At 45.7% G+C, this 15,873-nt stretch carries 10 protein-coding genes, 1 other RNA gene and 1 pseudogene; 3 read left to right on the top strand and 9 right to left on the bottom strand.

Annotation, left to right across the window (positions count from 1 at the left end; translation table 11 throughout):
* Positions 1-280: 280 nt before the first annotated feature.
* Positions 281-1,489 (top strand): type II restriction endonuclease, encoded by a 1,209-nt coding sequence (locus tag ABK821_RS20925; protein WP_395034116.1) that lies wholly within the window; start codon positions 281-283, stop codon positions 1,487-1,489.
* Positions 1,490-1,523: 34 nt separating this feature from the next.
* Here the strand turns inward: ABK821_RS20925 and ABK821_RS20920 are convergent, their stop codons facing one another.
* From ABK821_RS20920 to rdrA, 3 genes are all read right to left on the bottom strand, one after another.
* Entirely contained in the window at positions 1,524-2,957 is a 1,434-nt protein-coding gene (locus ABK821_RS20920; RefSeq protein ID WP_343178840.1) for a DNA cytosine methyltransferase, read from the bottom strand.
* Positions 2,958-3,716: 759 nt separating this feature from the next.
* Positions 3,717-6,470, bottom strand: coding sequence for an antiviral RADAR system adenosine deaminase RdrB (gene rdrB / locus ABK821_RS20915; protein WP_343178841.1), 2,754 nt, complete (start codon positions 6,468-6,470; stop codon positions 3,717-3,719).
* Positions 6,470-9,124: an antiviral RADAR system adenosine triphosphatase RdrA gene (rdrA, locus tag ABK821_RS20910; protein WP_343178842.1), complete on the bottom strand. Its 2,655-nt coding sequence runs from the start codon at positions 9,122-9,124 to the stop codon at positions 6,470-6,472. Before rdrA ends, rdrB begins: the two co-directional genes overlap by 1 nt.
* Before the next feature lie 306 nt (positions 9,125-9,430).
* On the opposite strand from rdrA, the pseudogene ABK821_RS20905 reads away from it, so the two are divergent.
* A pseudogene (locus ABK821_RS20905) lies at positions 9,431-9,576 on the top strand (IS630 family transposase); the annotation flags it as partial.
* Between the two features lie 142 nt (positions 9,577-9,718).
* Here the strand turns inward: ABK821_RS20905 and ABK821_RS20900 are convergent.
* The 3 genes from ABK821_RS20900 to ABK821_RS20890 all read right to left on the bottom strand — a co-directional run bounded on the left by ABK821_RS20900 (position 9,719) and on the right by ABK821_RS20890 (position 12,315).
* Entirely contained in the window at positions 9,719-10,339 is a 621-nt protein-coding gene (locus tag ABK821_RS20900; RefSeq protein ID WP_343178843.1) for an inovirus Gp2 family protein, read from the bottom strand.
* Between the two features lie 242 nt (positions 10,340-10,581).
* On the bottom strand, positions 10,582-12,090 hold the full coding sequence (locus tag ABK821_RS20895) for a YfjI family protein (protein ID WP_343178844.1): 1,509 nt from the start codon (positions 12,088-12,090) through the stop codon (positions 10,582-10,584).
* Positions 12,091-12,102: 12 nt separating this feature from the next.
* Positions 12,103-12,315 carry an AlpA family transcriptional regulator gene (locus tag ABK821_RS20890; protein WP_343178845.1) on the bottom strand — a complete coding sequence of 71 codons (213 nt, stop codon included), beginning with the start codon at positions 12,313-12,315 and terminating at the stop codon, positions 12,103-12,105.
* Between the two features lie 125 nt (positions 12,316-12,440).
* Between ABK821_RS20890 and ABK821_RS20885 the strand changes: the two genes are divergently transcribed.
* Positions 12,441-13,319, top strand: a complete 879-nt coding sequence (locus ABK821_RS20885; protein WP_343178846.1) for a hypothetical protein — start codon at positions 12,441-12,443, stop codon at positions 13,317-13,319.
* Positions 13,320-13,377: 58 nt separating this feature from the next.
* Here ABK821_RS20885 and ABK821_RS20880 read toward each other — a convergent pair whose 3' ends face one another.
* From ABK821_RS20880 to smpB, 3 genes are all read right to left on the bottom strand, one after another.
* The gene (locus ABK821_RS20880) at positions 13,378-14,619 is read right to left on the bottom strand and encodes an integrase (protein WP_343178847.1); all 1,242 of its coding nucleotides are present in this window, start codon (positions 14,617-14,619) and stop codon (positions 13,378-13,380) included.
* A gap of 203 nt (positions 14,620-14,822) precedes the next feature.
* Positions 14,823-15,185: a transfer-messenger RNA gene (ssrA, locus tag ABK821_RS20875) on the bottom strand.
* A 146-nt stretch (positions 15,186-15,331) separates the two neighbouring features.
* Positions 15,332-15,814: an SsrA-binding protein SmpB gene (smpB, locus tag ABK821_RS20870; RefSeq protein WP_138363108.1), complete on the bottom strand. Its 483-nt coding sequence runs from the start codon at positions 15,812-15,814 to the stop codon at positions 15,332-15,334.
* Positions 15,815-15,873 lie beyond the last annotated feature (59 nt).

Genomic DNA, 15,873 nt, shown 5'->3' with positions numbered 1-15,873 from the left:
GAAAGTCGTTACAGGTCCTCACTTAGTTCGTCACACTCCCCCTTCCCATCTGTCCCTTCCTTCTATCAGGATTCTTAAAAATTTTATTAAATTTCATAATGTTAAATATAACTTTATGCTGTAACTTTATAGTTTAAAAAGTGAGGAAGCGGTACATTCCCTGCGTATGGCCTGCAGCCAGTTCACTGACATACCGCGATGCTTATAAAGCCTTACTGGTTGCTTTTATATAACTATGAAAAAATGGCGTTTCGAGTTTCAGGTTAACAGAGGGGTGTTTATGTCGGTTTTTCATAACTGGCTGCTTGAGATCGCTGGCGGAAATTATCTTGTCTATATCAAACGCCTTTCCGCCAACGATACAGGCGCAACAGGTGGTCATCAGGTCGGACTTTATATCCCTTCCGGCATCGTAGAAAAGCTGTTTCCGTCCATTAACCATACCCGCGAGATGAATCCTTCAGTCTTTCTCACTGCGCATGTGTCATCACATGATTGTCCCGACAGCGAAGCCCGGGCTATTTATTATAACAGCCGTCATTTTGGTAAAACCCGGAATGAAAAAAGGATCACGCGCTGGGGAAGAGGCAGCCCACTTCAGGATCCTGAAAATACAGGTGCTCTGACGCTTCTGGCCTTCAGGCTTGATGAGCAAGGCGGGGACTGTAAGACAGTGAACATCTGGGTATGCGCCAGCCCTGATGAAGAGGACGTTATCGAGACCGCTATCGGCGAAGTTATTCCGGGAACACTTATCTCTGGGCCCGCTTCGCAAATCCTAGGGGGCCTGTCTCTTCAGCATGCACCTGTAAATCATAAATACGTTATTCCTGAAGACTGGAAGCATCGCTTTCCGTCTGGAAATGAAATTATTCAGTATGCCGCCGGTCATTATGCGAAAAACTCCCATGACCCAGATGTGCAGCTGATTGACCGCCGGCGCGTTGAGTACGACATCTTTCTGCTGGTTGAGGAATTACATGTTCTTGACATCATCCAGAGAGGATTTGAATCTGTGGATGAGTTTATTGCGTTGGCCAACTCTGTCAGTAATCGACGTAAATCAAGAGCCGGAAAGTCACTTGAGCTGCACCTAGAGCATCTTTTCATTGAGCACGAGCTGCGGCACTTCGCCACACAGGCAGTCACTGAAGGCAATAAAAAACCAGATTTCCTATTCCCCTCCGCAGAGGCATACCACAATGTTGAGTTTCCCAGAGAAAATTTACGCATGCTGGCGGTCAAGACCACCTGTAAAGATCGCTGGCGCCAAATACTGAATGAAGCAGATAAAATCCATCAAGTGCATCTGTTTACACTGCAAGAGGGGGTGTCTCAGGCACAGTACAGGGAAATGCGTGAAGCAGGTGTCAGGCTCGTTGTGCCGTCATCGCTACACAGAAAATACCCGGAAGTGGTCAGAGAGGAATTAATGACGTTAGGTGCGTTCATTGCAGAGCTTACAGGCCTTTACGCTAAACTTCCTTAAGTAAACTCCCGGTATCATAGGCCGGGAGCATTACTCAGACCTGTTCAGCGTTATCAACATCGGCAGAAACAGCTTTGAGGATATAAGGTTGCAGCAGTCTGGCAACAGCTTCGAATACCGGTACCACAACAGAGTTACCGAACTGTCGGTATGACTGCGTATCAGAAACCGGAATACGGAAAGACTTGCCGTCTGGCTTTTCAAAGCCCATGAGGCGGGCACACTCGCGGGGAGTCAGCCTGCGCGGTCGACGCGCTTGATTTTCTTTGTTCATAAAGTCTGCTTCACCTATATCCATATCCCAGCCGCGGTCTATCAGAATTTCAGACCCGTCTTTGTGATAGCGGGCAGAAAGCGTTCTGGCAACACTTTCCTTATTTTTAGGATTGACGAGACCAAAACCGAAACCATTCCCCTTCGCCGCATGCTTTTTAGCATAGTTGTAGAGGTACTCCCAGAGCTTCGGAGTCAGGATATATTTACTGTCAACCACGGGTTCCAATAGCTCGCCAAATGACGGACGTTGTTCCGGGTAAAAATGGCTGACGTCGCGCAGGGTAAACCCCTTGTGAATATTCAAGTCGCGGCGGAATCCGACTAAGACGATACGTTCACGGTGCTGAGGCAGGAAATATTTTCCATCGATGACTTTAGGATCGCTTTTTCCCACATCAGCAGCATCCGCAACTTCATAACCCAGCTCGTCAAGGGTCTCCATGATGACTTTAAAGGTTTTACCCTTATCATGACTCTTCAGGTTTTTGACATTCTCCAGCACAAAGATGGCCGGTTTTTTTGCCCGTATAATGCGCGCCACGTCAAAGAAAAGCGTTCCCTGCGCCTCACATTCAAAACCATGCGCACGACCTAATGAGTTTTTCTTGCTCACACCAGCAAGACTAAATGGCTGGCAGGGAAAACCTGCGAGAAGCACATCATGATCAGGCACGTGCTCATCAATGTAGGCATAGGCATCGGTTTCTGACACTTCAGGTTTGTCACTGAGAGTGACTTCCCGGATATCGAGATTGAATTTGTGTACGTGCTCATCATTAAACCAGTTGGCTTTATAAGTGCGTACTGCCTCTTTATTCCATTCGCTAGTAAAAACGCACTGGCCACCAATGGCCTCAAAGCCTTTTCGTATACCTCCAATACCTGCAAATAGGTCAATGAACCGGAAAGAATAGTCCGGGTGGTATGCAGGCGGTTCTGGCAGCATTTTCCGGAGAAGTGCTTCTTCAACTGACGTCAGTGATTTTGGTGGGCACTTACCATTAACCCAGCGGTTAAGGGTTTCGCGACTCCACTCGTTTTTCCCGACTTTTCTAAGTAACTCAGCCACGTACTTCTGATCATAGATTTCCAGTACCTGCTCGATCAGCTTTTTATCATTTTCCTGTCGCAGCTTTTCTTCCTTCCCTGCTTTCTCAAGCAGATCCTGTGCCAGTAATTCAAATTCAGACATAATGCCTCCATAGGGTCTTATGGGTGAAACTCTATCACTCATCTGACCCAGAGTGAAACTTTTTATCTGGATATTTAAACAGTAGCAGTTGTTGGAACATGTTAGCTCCAAAAAGCTAACCACAATGATGCTTTTGAGTAGTTAGTCAGTTAAAAAAGCAGCTTTGTTTTGTGAAATGGAAATTAAGAAGATATTGGCCTATTTACACGGACCTAAATCACATGTCTCGCTCGAAGTGAACTGTCAGATTTAATTACGTACTGACAAATTTTGGCCTTTCTCGTATAAAAAAGGCCATTGCTGTAAAAAAATAAAATGACGAAGGCATGCATGCCAGAAAGCGAACATATTACCTGACAGCGGTAACCGATCACGGAGAGGCGTACCCTAAATCTGATTTGCATTCAAACAAAGCCGGTTCAACGACCCAAACAAGTTTGATACTACCTTAGCAATAATGTTGCTAATAACTGACGTGACTGTCGATGTTGACCTTGAGCGTTTTTATGACAACCTCTCGATAGGGATGCATTGGCAGTGGTCCCAGTTCAGGGCGGCCCAACAGCTAAACCTGCCACACCGTTAATTGTGTTAAGTAACGGTGAGGAATAAAGTCATCGGCCTTGGCATGGTCTTCCATCAGCCGTTCGGTCAAGGCACAGTCAGCTTTTGTATCAACCACCACTGTGAAGTCACATAGAAAAACGGGGCGACTCACTATTTCGCAAGACGTGCATTTTTTCCGACAATTATTCTCCTTTAAACTGGCTCGAACACCGGAACATGATTGCGATGAAATTGCTCGACGCCATACTGGCGCAAGGTCTCCAACCAGCGTTCGACCACTGTGCGGCCTACCTTAAGCTCAAACGCAGCCTCACGCAGCAGCAAGAACTCGGTGCGTAATGTGGTCGGCATGATGCCGGGGTCATCGGTGTTCACTAGCACACGCACCGGTCCTCGGCGCAATCCGTAAAGGTTAGCCGAAGCGCCGCTCTCCAGCACCGATTCGTCAGGCGGATACCAACGGAAAATTGGATGTTCGGCATGTGATTTCAGGCGCGCGATATAGACATTGGATGTCGGGTTAGCTTCGATGATCAACCCCAACTTGTCATATTCGGTTAGCAGCCAGTCTTGCAGCGCGTGCATGAAATCCAGTTCGGCCGGGGTATCGACGTCTTCCAGAATATTTTCATCAGCCTTGCGGCTAAGCCTGGGGTGAAACTCTCCATGCGTCCCCGCTTCGTCCCTCATGCGCACAATCACTAGCGGCGCTTCTGTCAGCGAAGCCAGCCAATCATGCCGAGCCTGATACAGCTGGCTCGCCAACGTATGTTGTTTGCTCAATTCTTGATGGTCAGGCAAAGCGCATTGCTCTTGCGAAGTAACTTGCCAGCCATCGCCAACCATTCCCAGCCGATAATGACAATTACGACGCAGCCACCATGCCTGATACAGATCGTCCGGTGTCGCATGACGCAAATGCGCATCTTTGTAATCAGCAACCGGATCTACATAGACTTCGCCATTGTAGCTGCAGTCATCACCAGCCATAAAATCCGGTACTTGCCACCAGCGTGACAGACGCCAGAAACGGGCAATTCGTCGTTCGAACAGCGGCAAAACCTGTTGTGCCAGTGGCAGTAAACCGCTCAACATACTAGCGTGATGCCACAGCCACACCAGATTATCCAAATGTTCGTCCAGCGGCAGCATCATCTCGCCCTGCCGTGCAGCCCACTGTTTCGGCACTATACCCAGTGCAAGTGCATGCCCGAGCCGGTCGCCCTCACGCATTTCACAAAAACGTACCGTCTCGTCGATATGGCGCATGCCCGATGCCGGATGGGCATAATCCTCGCCGGCATGAATACTCAGGTGAAAGCCGGTGCTGGCACGTTCGCCATCCGGCAGTGGCTTGAAGCCGCTACGCAGCCAACGCAGCACCGGCGCAAACCACTCGATCTTCAGCGCGTTTTCATCCCCCGCCACATCCAATCCACGAAACCATCTAGCTGGTTGGAAATGGAAATTTTGATTCTGTTTGCCGCCTAAAAACTCGGGTGCGTTCCAGCCGGAAGCACTTTGCAGATTGCGTATCAGCTTTTCAGCCTCTTTCCACAACTTCCTAACATCCGGCCTGGAGCGCTGATTTTGCTTGTGAGTTTGTGAGCGAAAAAAGTGGCCACAGAATTGCCAGCGTTCCAGCGCCTGCATGGCGGCCAAAGCTTGCATATCCAGCAGGATATCAGATTCACCAAAAATGTAGGGGGGGCTTGGCAAGGACAAACTGGCATTAGCAAGCAGGCCGCGAGCGATCTTGCCGACAAACGCCGGCTTAAATGCCAACGGCCCTGACTTGATCTCTGCCACATCAGCACGACCTGCCCACAATCGGCGCATATTCCCTTGATAGTCGCCACCCCTGCCGAGCGCTGATTGATAGTAGCGCTCGGCAAAGCGTGTGAGCCCTTGCCCATCCATTATCAGATTACTACGCAGCTGGTTCACGGTCTGCCAGAAACACAAGATGGCCGCGCGTTGCAGTGGATGGGTATCAGGTTGGCAATAGCGGCGACAAAGATAGACATACAGCCACAACCAGCGATTGGCATCGCCACGCTTCATTGCCAATGCAAACTCGTTCAGTAGCCAATCCGCACTACCAACGTTGGTAGCATGTAGGCTAGCGGCAAGCAAATCCCAGTCTGGCTTGAGGGTAGGGGAGTGCATGGCTAGATTGAGCCGCGCCAGATGCTGCGGCCAACCTTCCGAACGATATGGCTGATTGTCCTTAGTATTTTGGGGGCGCTTGGTCTGCTCGTCGGATTCCAGCAACAACACCAGCAGTTGCCGCGCGCGCTGCAACAGAGGCTCCAAGTTGTCGTGCTGTTCTCTCTGCCACTGAATCGCATTGTCGTCGAGTCTTAATTCATCACCCGCCAGCAGATAATCGTCGAGAATCGCGCTATCGGTTGTGATGCCCCAGAAATGCACATGTCCCTCGGCAAACGGTAGTGATGGGTTTCCAGATGGGGCGAAAAATGCAGTCTGCGCGGACACCACGCGGCGGATGTCGTGTATCAGTGGCAGAGGCATGTCATTAAGCCACTGTGCTAAATGCCAGCCGGCCAATAACGTAGGGTCCAGCCCTGTTGCAAGGCGCACATACGCCTGCACCTCACTCTCAAGGTAGCACAACAAGTCGCCATTGCGCTGCAATAGCCTCTGTTGTAGCTCGTCCAGCCACGGCAGTTTTGGCGTCAGCAACAAATCACCATCAAGCATGCGCCCCATCAACTGGCGCACATCGGTCAGCCGGTGCTCGCGAGGATGGTGCGCCTCCACACCCTCTACCAGCAAATGATAGAAATCATCCTGCAGTCGATGCCAATGGTCAGACTCCAGACCGTCAGCTGACTTTAGCAAGTGCTGCCACAATCGTGCGGCTAATCTTTTATCGCCAAAAAAACACTCGGCGGCGTGTTCAGTCAAGGTGCGCTGGAGCATTACTCTGGTTCCTTGTCCTGACCTTGTCCTGACGGCTGTACATTAGGTTGCGGATGATTTGACGAATTTGGCGCTGGATCTTTAGATAATTCATCAATAACCTCTTTTAGAAGTTTTGTGTACTTGCTATCACCTCCGAAATTAGCTGCCATATGATCATATATCGAACCTAATTTTTCTATTTGTTTTCTGGCTTGTGTTTTTACTGTCGTTTTATTTGTATTCCTGGCGGTGATGCCAAGCTCTTCTCTCAAATATTTTTCAGCTTTAGCCTCAAGATTTTCCTCAGACTTAGGCCAATCCAAGTTGATTACCTCATCAATCCACTTCTTCAACGGGTGCTCTGCAAGCACAATGCTGACTGCCCTCAAAGAATTATTTTTATCAAAAGCTTCCAGTATTGGCTTGATGTTGACATTAAACTGGTCATTGCTTTTGTAATTTTTTAGATTTTCAGGATTAATGTTGGTCGTTGCTATCACATTAGGCAAGCCAAACAGCTCACCCTTTTCAAAACTACCAAAGGCAAACCAGGTTGCGTAGAAACTGTGAGCCACCATATTTAATGCCGTTCTGATACGTTTCATGCCATTTGGCACATACTCATCACTCGCCACCTGGCTATAAACTTTATTGAACACCTTGTAAACCAACCATGGCGCAAGATCAATTTGATTAACATGACAGGTCTGCCGCCACATTTCTATTTCTTGATGTAGTTGCTCTGCTATCAAATTTATATCGTACTCTGCGTTTTGAGGCTCTTCCAACCCTTCATCACCACCACCATTGGACTTATTTTCTTTTTCGTTAAAAGTGATTGTTTTAGTAGGTGCCAGTGCTGCCGTAGAAAAGAAAGGAGCCCGCCCCATGATTGCATGTATTTCTTCGACCGATAGCGGACCGACAATGCTGGAAATTAACAACTCAAACACCCGGCCTATATTCAGCAGCATGGTTTTCTTGGCGTTGGTGTAAAAATTATTCTGTGCCAGCAAGGAAATCAAAAAGCTTGCCTTTTTCCTTTGATCGACTTGCAAACCTTGTATTGAAAGGCTCTGAATCTCCTTGATGTAATCCCACCCTTTGCTTGAATTTACCCCAACTTCTGCCACTGGATACGGCAGAATAGTTTTCTGCGATTTGATACCGGCCAGCCACTCTTCAGGCAACCGTCCATTCAATACAATCGGCCAAGCAGAAAGGTCTTCCGCCTTGTCGAAAAGCTCAAAGTTGGCAGTAGCATGTGTAAGGGGCTGGAACAAGGGTGTGTCAAGAAGGCTCCGATGCTGTGAGGATGAGGATTTGTACCAGTCTTGCCAATGCAGTTTGGCAAGCAATATCAGATAGGCTGCACCGGCTTTAGGTTCAAAGCAGAAGTAATTCACCAGATTATGTGCAAACTCATTTCTTTTCTGCTTCGCTGCTTTATCAGCTTCATCCTGAAGCTCCATTGTTTTATCAGCTTCATCCTGAAGCTCCGTTGTTTTATCAGCTTCATCCTGAAGCTTAGGAGGCATTTGCCAACTAATCCGCACATTCAGCTCATCCTTAGCAGTACGAATTTCAGCTGGCAATTCCAGAATAAGATCATGGCAATGCCTGATTAACTGCGACAATGCACGGATAGAAGGTATTGGCAACGAGGGACGACTACTTTCAAATCCATTAACCGGGCCAGTCAAAAAGATCTCCAGCCAAGAAATGAAGTTAGCCAAAGGCATTGCATCATTTGCATTGCCGAGAGTAACTCTAGTGTCAGCCGCCTCTTCTCCAACTGGCCCCCACTGCCAATAACTGCTGACTTCCGGCATGGTCAAACGGCGAGTGAAAGGCAGGATCTTGCGTTGATACTCTGCTGCCAATTCTACGGCCCTTTCATAGGCTACTTTGCGACGGTAGCTGGAATCCTTGGTCAGGCGGCCATGAAAATCGCGCCAGGTTACCTCATCGTAAAGCGATCGATCGCCACAGACGATGGGCAACACATGAGGTGTAGCTAGATAACGGCGTACGATTTCGAGGTTTTCAAAGGCACGATTCAACGAGGTATCGACATCGTCGATCGGCAGGATCAACAGCTGTTTGTCCAGCAAGCTCAACACTTCGCGGAAAAAATCTTGCACGCAGTCGGCTAGCTGCTTGTTGCTGTACATGGCACGTACCTTGTCCATGCCGTGACGTTCTTGTTGTGTCTCGACCGATTCCAGCGACTGGGCGAGTTTCTCCAGCGTCTGGTTCAGGCTACGGGCCTTATTCGGTGTAATCCGCTGCTGTTCTTTGACATCATTATCGTGAAGCACGGCGGCGACGATGATGTGTAGGAATAACGAGTCGCCATTTTCCAGCAGAGTCGGATCTACCGGGTCAAGAATGTGGACATCTTTCAAGACGTCCCAATCTTTTAGATAGCTTTTCAAATTGACCAATACAGCAGTTTTACCAGTCCCACGTGCGCCATCTATCGAGATGGCATTATGTTCGCGCAGCTCATTCAGCGACCTGCCTGCGGCGGCTTTTGCCTTGTCCACTGCTTCAATAATCATCCGCGCCAGCGGTTCGTACACTTCACCGCGTGGCAGCAGGGTGTTAGCGTCGGGCAAGACGGCGGATTCGCCTGCATTGAGGGGGATATATCGCTTGTTCTGGCTCATGATCGGCACCTGGCTAGCGGATTTTTATAGGGCAAAATTGGGACCCCATTCTATCACGACAAATGCAAAAGACATTTACTGAACTGCACCATTACCCCTTGAAACTACAATCTTTTAGAGGGGTAACCAGGATGACAAAACATAACCGATTTCCCTCTGAAGTTCGTCAACGCGCCGTTGGAATAGTTCTTGTGAACCAGAATATCTACAACTCAAAATGGGCTGCTATCTGCGCCATTGCCCCAAAGATTGGCTGCACTCCCGATGCATTACGTATCTGGCTCAGCCAGCAGGAACCCGAGGATGATGGACAGGATATGGCAGGCATTGCACGATATGATAACCCGTATTCATCAATGCCGCTCGATGTGGCAACTGCTAAAAAGAGTTCGCCACTTTATGGAAACAGCCAGTCCTTTCCCGAAAGAAAACATGGTCAGGCAAAAGTGTAGCGGTATTAGGTGTAGCTATTTAGATAAAACTAACAATTGTGATAACTGGCGTGCATTAACAGTATCTTCTGCCTAATAATTTTATCTCGAATGCTGGAAATCTGGCCTTTCAATAAGAAAGGCCATTGACTCAAAAAATAAATCAACCTCGACTACAACCGAAGTTCCGATCTCCATCGCCAAATACTTTAGTATCAAGTTTTGCTAAATAATCTAAACGATTCAGTAGGCTGTTGTACTGTGCTTCAAAATTAAAATCATTGCTATCTAGAATATAGCGACAGTTTTCAGGGTAGTGAACCAATCCCAGATAATCCTCCAACTCTAAACCTAAAGCACTGTACCACGCCCTTATAATCATCATCCGTAGGTTGCTTTCAATCTTATAATCACCTAAATGATAATAGGCATCTTTATTAAAAAAAAGACCAAGATGAAAGTGGCATTTTCCTTCTTCAGAAAACTCCCGCACCCAAACATGACGAACTCGGTTTGGATATATTCTTTTGCCGTTAGCTGCTCTGGCTTTCTCATTGGCCTCCAGTATAGCATTTAATGAGTTACGGAAGCGGGATATCACTCCTGGCTCCAGATTAGGGAAGCAACATACAGTATCACCTCTATCTAGAATAGGTGGATAATGAACATCAACACGTAATGCCATAGTCCTTGGAAATTCGTTGATAGCATTATTAATTACTTGTTCAATATGCTTTCTATAGGCGAGTACATGCTCACCATGGGAACCATTGTATAATTTCATGATTTATTTCTCGTATGATTTTAGGAGTTGTTTATATTAATAGATCACGTATGTGTTACTCGTTGTAGAAATATGGTTTTCAAGTTATATCTAACTGTATAGATAAGTCTGAGTGATATCACTGTTATGATTTTGTATATGTTAGTATATATTACCTATCCAACATAAAAACACTTTAAAATTAACTTAAAGCCAAGTGTTACATCATTTTATAATGAAAAAACAACTCTGCAATTATTTGCCTATTGTACTGGTTGTATATAGAGAGTTTTACCGAAATGCGTTACTACTATTCTTTTGTTAATAAGTAAGATATTAAGCAATTCATCCATTTTAATTTTATTTCTGAATCGATAAGGTCCGTATTGAAGAATCTTCGTTTTACTTATATGTGGTGGGAAAGTACTAGCGCAATAATTTTTTATCCAGGAGTATAATTCGTCACTTTCATTATTAACAAGAGTAAATCCTGAAGCTTTAGAGAACAATCTTTTGTACTCATCAACATACCAGGCACTTATCTTAATTGCAGCTTCCACAGCTTTAATTGATATATCTTCGTTACGACCTTCGAAATAATGGAGTAATGCAGCAATCCTTGCCATGTTCTCTGCCATTTTTGAAGCATAATCCTTCATGTTGGATAAATAACCAATTTCGCTCATTTCCGATTCAGTTCTGTTATAAAATGAGATCCATAGTTGCTCTGCCTGCGGAGAGAGTCGTAGGATTATTCGCTCACCTTTGCCATTTCTTATAATGCTATCATTAACTATCTCAAGCAGTCGGCTATGGAACACTGGTAAGTGTTCACTGGATATCACTGGACTTGTAATCTGCCGGAATCCTTGTCTTGAATCGGGCTGGCAAATCAAGCAACGGGCAAAAAAACCAATCCCTTTAGCCATCTCACCTTTACGCTCAATATACTTATGAAATACTGTAGGTTGTATCATCATAGATAATGTCATTCTGGCGTCATGAATTAAACGTTCAGGAGAGTTTTTTCTATCAACGGAAAAATTTGAACCATCCCACATCTTGTTTATGAAAGGAAGTTCATTCAATGTATGCCCATTAAATATGGTCCCTGCTTCATCCGACATAATACCCACGGACTTCCATTCTCCACAAAGATAATCTTTAATTGCGGCTGGCGTTGCATCATTAAACATCAGCCTATATCTAACAGGTTCTTTAGGTTTGGTTTCAAATAGAAACCTCAATTGTTCATTCGTTATACTGCAATCTTTATTACGACGAGTATCAGATTTTAGTTTTGACTCCAGTGCTTTTGTTTTGATAATAAAAGCTGCTTTGTCATTCATCCATAATTGTAAATCTTGGCTATGTTTTTCAAACCAAATTTTTTCCTGTTGATACAGCGGTTTCATGAAAATGCTATCAACAGTACTTTTTCTTTCTCCTGATTCAGCAAGCGTCAGCAAAAAAAGTGAAACGGGGCTACATAGACCATTTAGCCTACAAACGTCAATTCTATTTTGACACACTAATGAAATTGCTCCAAGCGCCGATGCTGATATCAACGATAGAGGAGCTTGTGTTTGTCGCTCTACTTCATAAATTGCATTTCTGATTAGCGACGGAAAAACATGGACAGGAAATGGATGGGTGCTCAACTTTAAATCCTCTAAATTTTTTTGGGGAATATCGATAACTGCTATTTTTGCTACAAATAGCAAAAATAGCAGTGTATTATTAGTTTTGTACGCTTTTATTGTGTACATCATGGATCTGTATATTCAGATAAGTTTGCTACGCCGTGTTAACCATTCATCAATCTCTGATTCAACCCATCCAACCGATTTGACTCCGAGCATTCGCTTTTTGGGAAAAGTTGAGTCGTAACGTGGTGATTTGGGGTTCAACCAGTCATAAATTGTGGCTCGTGCCATACCAGTTTTTTGGATAACCGCAGGTAAGCGGAGTATCCTAACGGTTGATGGATTGTTCATGCTTGATTGCCTCTCATTAGTTCGTTTTGGTTGTAGAGAGATTAGCGGCAAGTACTAATGCAAAAAATCCGCGTACCAAAAAAACATTTTTTACAACACTTAACTAATTGATATTTGGTGTTTTTATGTTGACAGCGATTGAGTTTTGCGAAGAAATTAGTCAAAAATCGGTTTGGCTTTCTGGGCAGATGGTTGAATGTGATTGGGACATATACGTTGATGTGCTCAGCGAAAGTTATCCCGTGATACGAAAGGAACTCAGCGAGATGCGAGATCAATTCTGGAATTCTGATAAGGTAGGAACTCGTGTGATTTTGTACAGTGATCCATCTCGTAAGGAGTATAAATATTGTACTGTTGACGGAGTGGAGCAATTAAAAGAGGAATATACAGAATTATATGATCCAGCTCAGGAATGCTGGAAACAGTTAAAATCACGTATTTTCAGGGAAACATTTGTTCATCTTATTCATGATCCTTTTTTAATTAATGATGTGTTTAAATCACATCTATTTTTTGCCTCAATGTCTTATCAATGGGGAAAGTCAGTTATGTCGGAGAATGAATGTGTTGCTATTAAAGCGTTCATTAAGTCAGCTGAATTATTTGATAGATGTATTGGTATGTCATGGTTTCATGTTTCTGTATGTACCCAAAAAAAATTATCACATGTTAGAGCTAAGGCCGGAAAAGAAGGTGGGAACAGTAAATCAGAAGTGTATCGAATAATTCAGGATAAGCTTGTTTATTTAATCAATAGCTCCGTACCTGAAGGTGGGTGGAAAAGTAAAGCAGCTGCAGTGAATGACCTCATTGACCCCTTATGGAAATTTGTCGAAGAGTCAAATTTTGAAATTAATAATCAAAGTAAAAAATACCGGATATCAACAATGAGCCCTGATGCGTTGGCAGATACCATTATAAAAAACTGGTCAAGAAATATTGAAAGTATCAAATTGGCTTTAGATAATACGGTTACTAGAAAAAAGAAAACCAAAGGGTAAAATTCTGTACTACCTATAGGCGAGTTATCAGCACCCATAATGGGTGCTGATAAAGGATTCATCCTACAAGACGTATTCCCCTAACCCCACTATTCACAATGCTGCCGCTATCTGCTGCTTTAACAAAATCAGCCCACCACTGCATCATCGGTCGTCGTTGCTCAAGATAGTCACTTCGATTGTAAGCGCGACGAACCTCATTCTTATCCACATGAGCAAGTGCAGCCTCAATAACATCAGGCGGAAATCCTTCCTCATTGAGCGCCGTACTAGCGATAGAACGTAAACCATGTGATACGAGAACGCCTCCTAAGCCAGCACGCTTAAGGGCTGCATTAACTGTTTGGCTGTTCATTGGCTGGGTCGGCTTAATGCGGCTGGGAAAAATAAATTCTCGGCCACCACTAAGTGACTTCATCATTTCCAGTAAAGAGAGAGCCTCATCGGATAGTGGAACCGTATGGTCTCGGTTCATCTTCATTCGGGCTGCAGGAATTTTCCATTCGTTAGCATCAAAATCGATCTCATCCCATCGAGCCTCAGCAGCTTCGGCAGGACGGGTGATGGTGAGAAGTTGCCACATGAATAGACATCTTGTGGACAAGCTGATACTTGCCGTACGCATAGTCTGCATTAGCTGTGGAAGTTGATCCGGGCGTATGCTTGGCATGTTTTTCTTTTGCGGTTTCTCAAACGCTTTTCCGATATTTACACTGGGAACTGCATCAATCAAGCCTGTGTTCTGCGCATAAATCATGACTTCGTTAATACGCTGACAAAGGCGTCGGACTGTCTCTAATGCACCTCTGGCCTGAACCGGCTGCACTGCTTTAACCAGAGTATGAGCCTTAATCTCAGTGACACTGATATCACCGATTGCTGGGAAAACATCTCTCTCAAGCGAGCGCCAGATATCGTCGGCATAGTCCTCTGTTACGCTGGTTTTCTTCACATTCCACCAACGCTCGGCAACTAACAGGAAAGTGTTGGTTTTAGCCTCTTGAGAATTTCTTACCTGTTCTTTCTGATGATCCTGAGGATCAATGTCTTTCGCCAACAAAACTCGAGATTCAGCTCTGAGTTTACGCGCATCAGAAAGGGAGACTGCAGGGTAGGCACCGAAGCTCTGTTTGGTTCGCTGTTTTGTCAGCGGTCGATAGTAACGGAACTGCCAGAGCTTACTACCACTGGCCTTGATTAATAGAGTAAGCCCGTCCCCATCATACAGCTGGTAATCGGCATCTTTAGGTTTGGCGGCTTTGATTTCCGTATCGGTTAACGGCTTGGTTTTTCTTGCCATGGGGAATCTCCATGCGTTTAGGCCCAACGAAAACAATAGAGCTTTTCGTTGGGCCTATCAATGGGCCTAAAAGGTTCGGATTTAATTAGTTCTCTTCGGACTTCGCGGGACAAATTGAGGGCACAAAAAAGCCCGCAGGGCTTGCGCCGTGCGGGCTCTTAGGACTTCATCGGATGACTCTGGTAATCACCGATGGAGAATTTTGGTGGAGCTGGCGGGAGTTGAACCCGCGTCCGAAATTCCTACATCCTCGGTACTACATGCTTAGTCAGTCTTTACATTCGCCTGGCACCTGCGGACGGACACGCCACTACCAAACTAGCCTGATTAGTTTTAACGCTTCAACCCCAGGCAGGGCATCCACGCGATCTCTTTTGGGTTTGACCTCTCTTTGATCCCCGTCTTAAGAGCGGAAGCTAGGGAGAGAGGGCTCAGAGCAGGTTATTAAGCTGCTAAAGCGTAGTTTTCGTCGTTTGCGACTATTTTTTGCGGCTTTTTACGAGGCCAACCGCCCCTCGGCATGCACCTTGGGTTTCGCAAATCCCGTCGAATCCAGAATCAGCCCCAATGTGTAAATACAGTATAACAGATTTATGAATATGCTTACCAGTCCTCGTTTCGCGGATTATTCCGGCAGGCAGAGCAAAAAGTCAGCATCAACAACAATATAACGCGAGGGCCAGTGAAACTGACCCTCAAGAGCAGAAGGGAATTAACGGCCTGCGTTTTTCATGATGCGCGCTTTATCCAGCGCCCATTCGCGGTCTTTTAGATCGGTACGTTTATCGTGCTGTTTCTTACCTTTGGCGACGCCAATTTTTACTTTGCACCAGGCGTTCTTCCAGTACAGCGATAAGGCAACCACGGTATAACCTTCGCGGTTGATGCGTCCATATAGCGTGTCCAGTTCGCGCTGGTTTAGCAAAAGCTTACGGGTACGCGTGGGGTCGCAGACATAGTGAGTGGAAGCCACCGCCATTGGCGTAAAGTTAGCGCCAAACAGATAGGCTTCGCCATCTTTCAGAATGACGTAGCTATCGCCTATGTTGGCTTTGCCTGCTCGGAGGGATTTGACTTCCCATCCTTGAAGGGCAAGACCAGCCTCGTATTCATCTTCGATAAAGTATTCATGACGAGCGCGTTTATTCAGCGCAATGGTGGCTGATCCAGGTTTGTGGGCTTTTTTCTTAGTCATAGTATCCTGAAGTCATCGTCTTAAAACAGTCGTACCTCAATCCATCCTGCGAGGCGTAA

The sequence above is a fragment of the Klebsiella sp. KE9456 genome (assembly GCF_043832615.1).
GTDB lineage: Bacteria > Pseudomonadota > Gammaproteobacteria > Enterobacterales > Enterobacteriaceae > Klebsiella > Klebsiella indica.
Note: the sequence above shows the minus strand (reverse complement) of the source record. Positions and strands in the feature narration are given on the sequence as shown.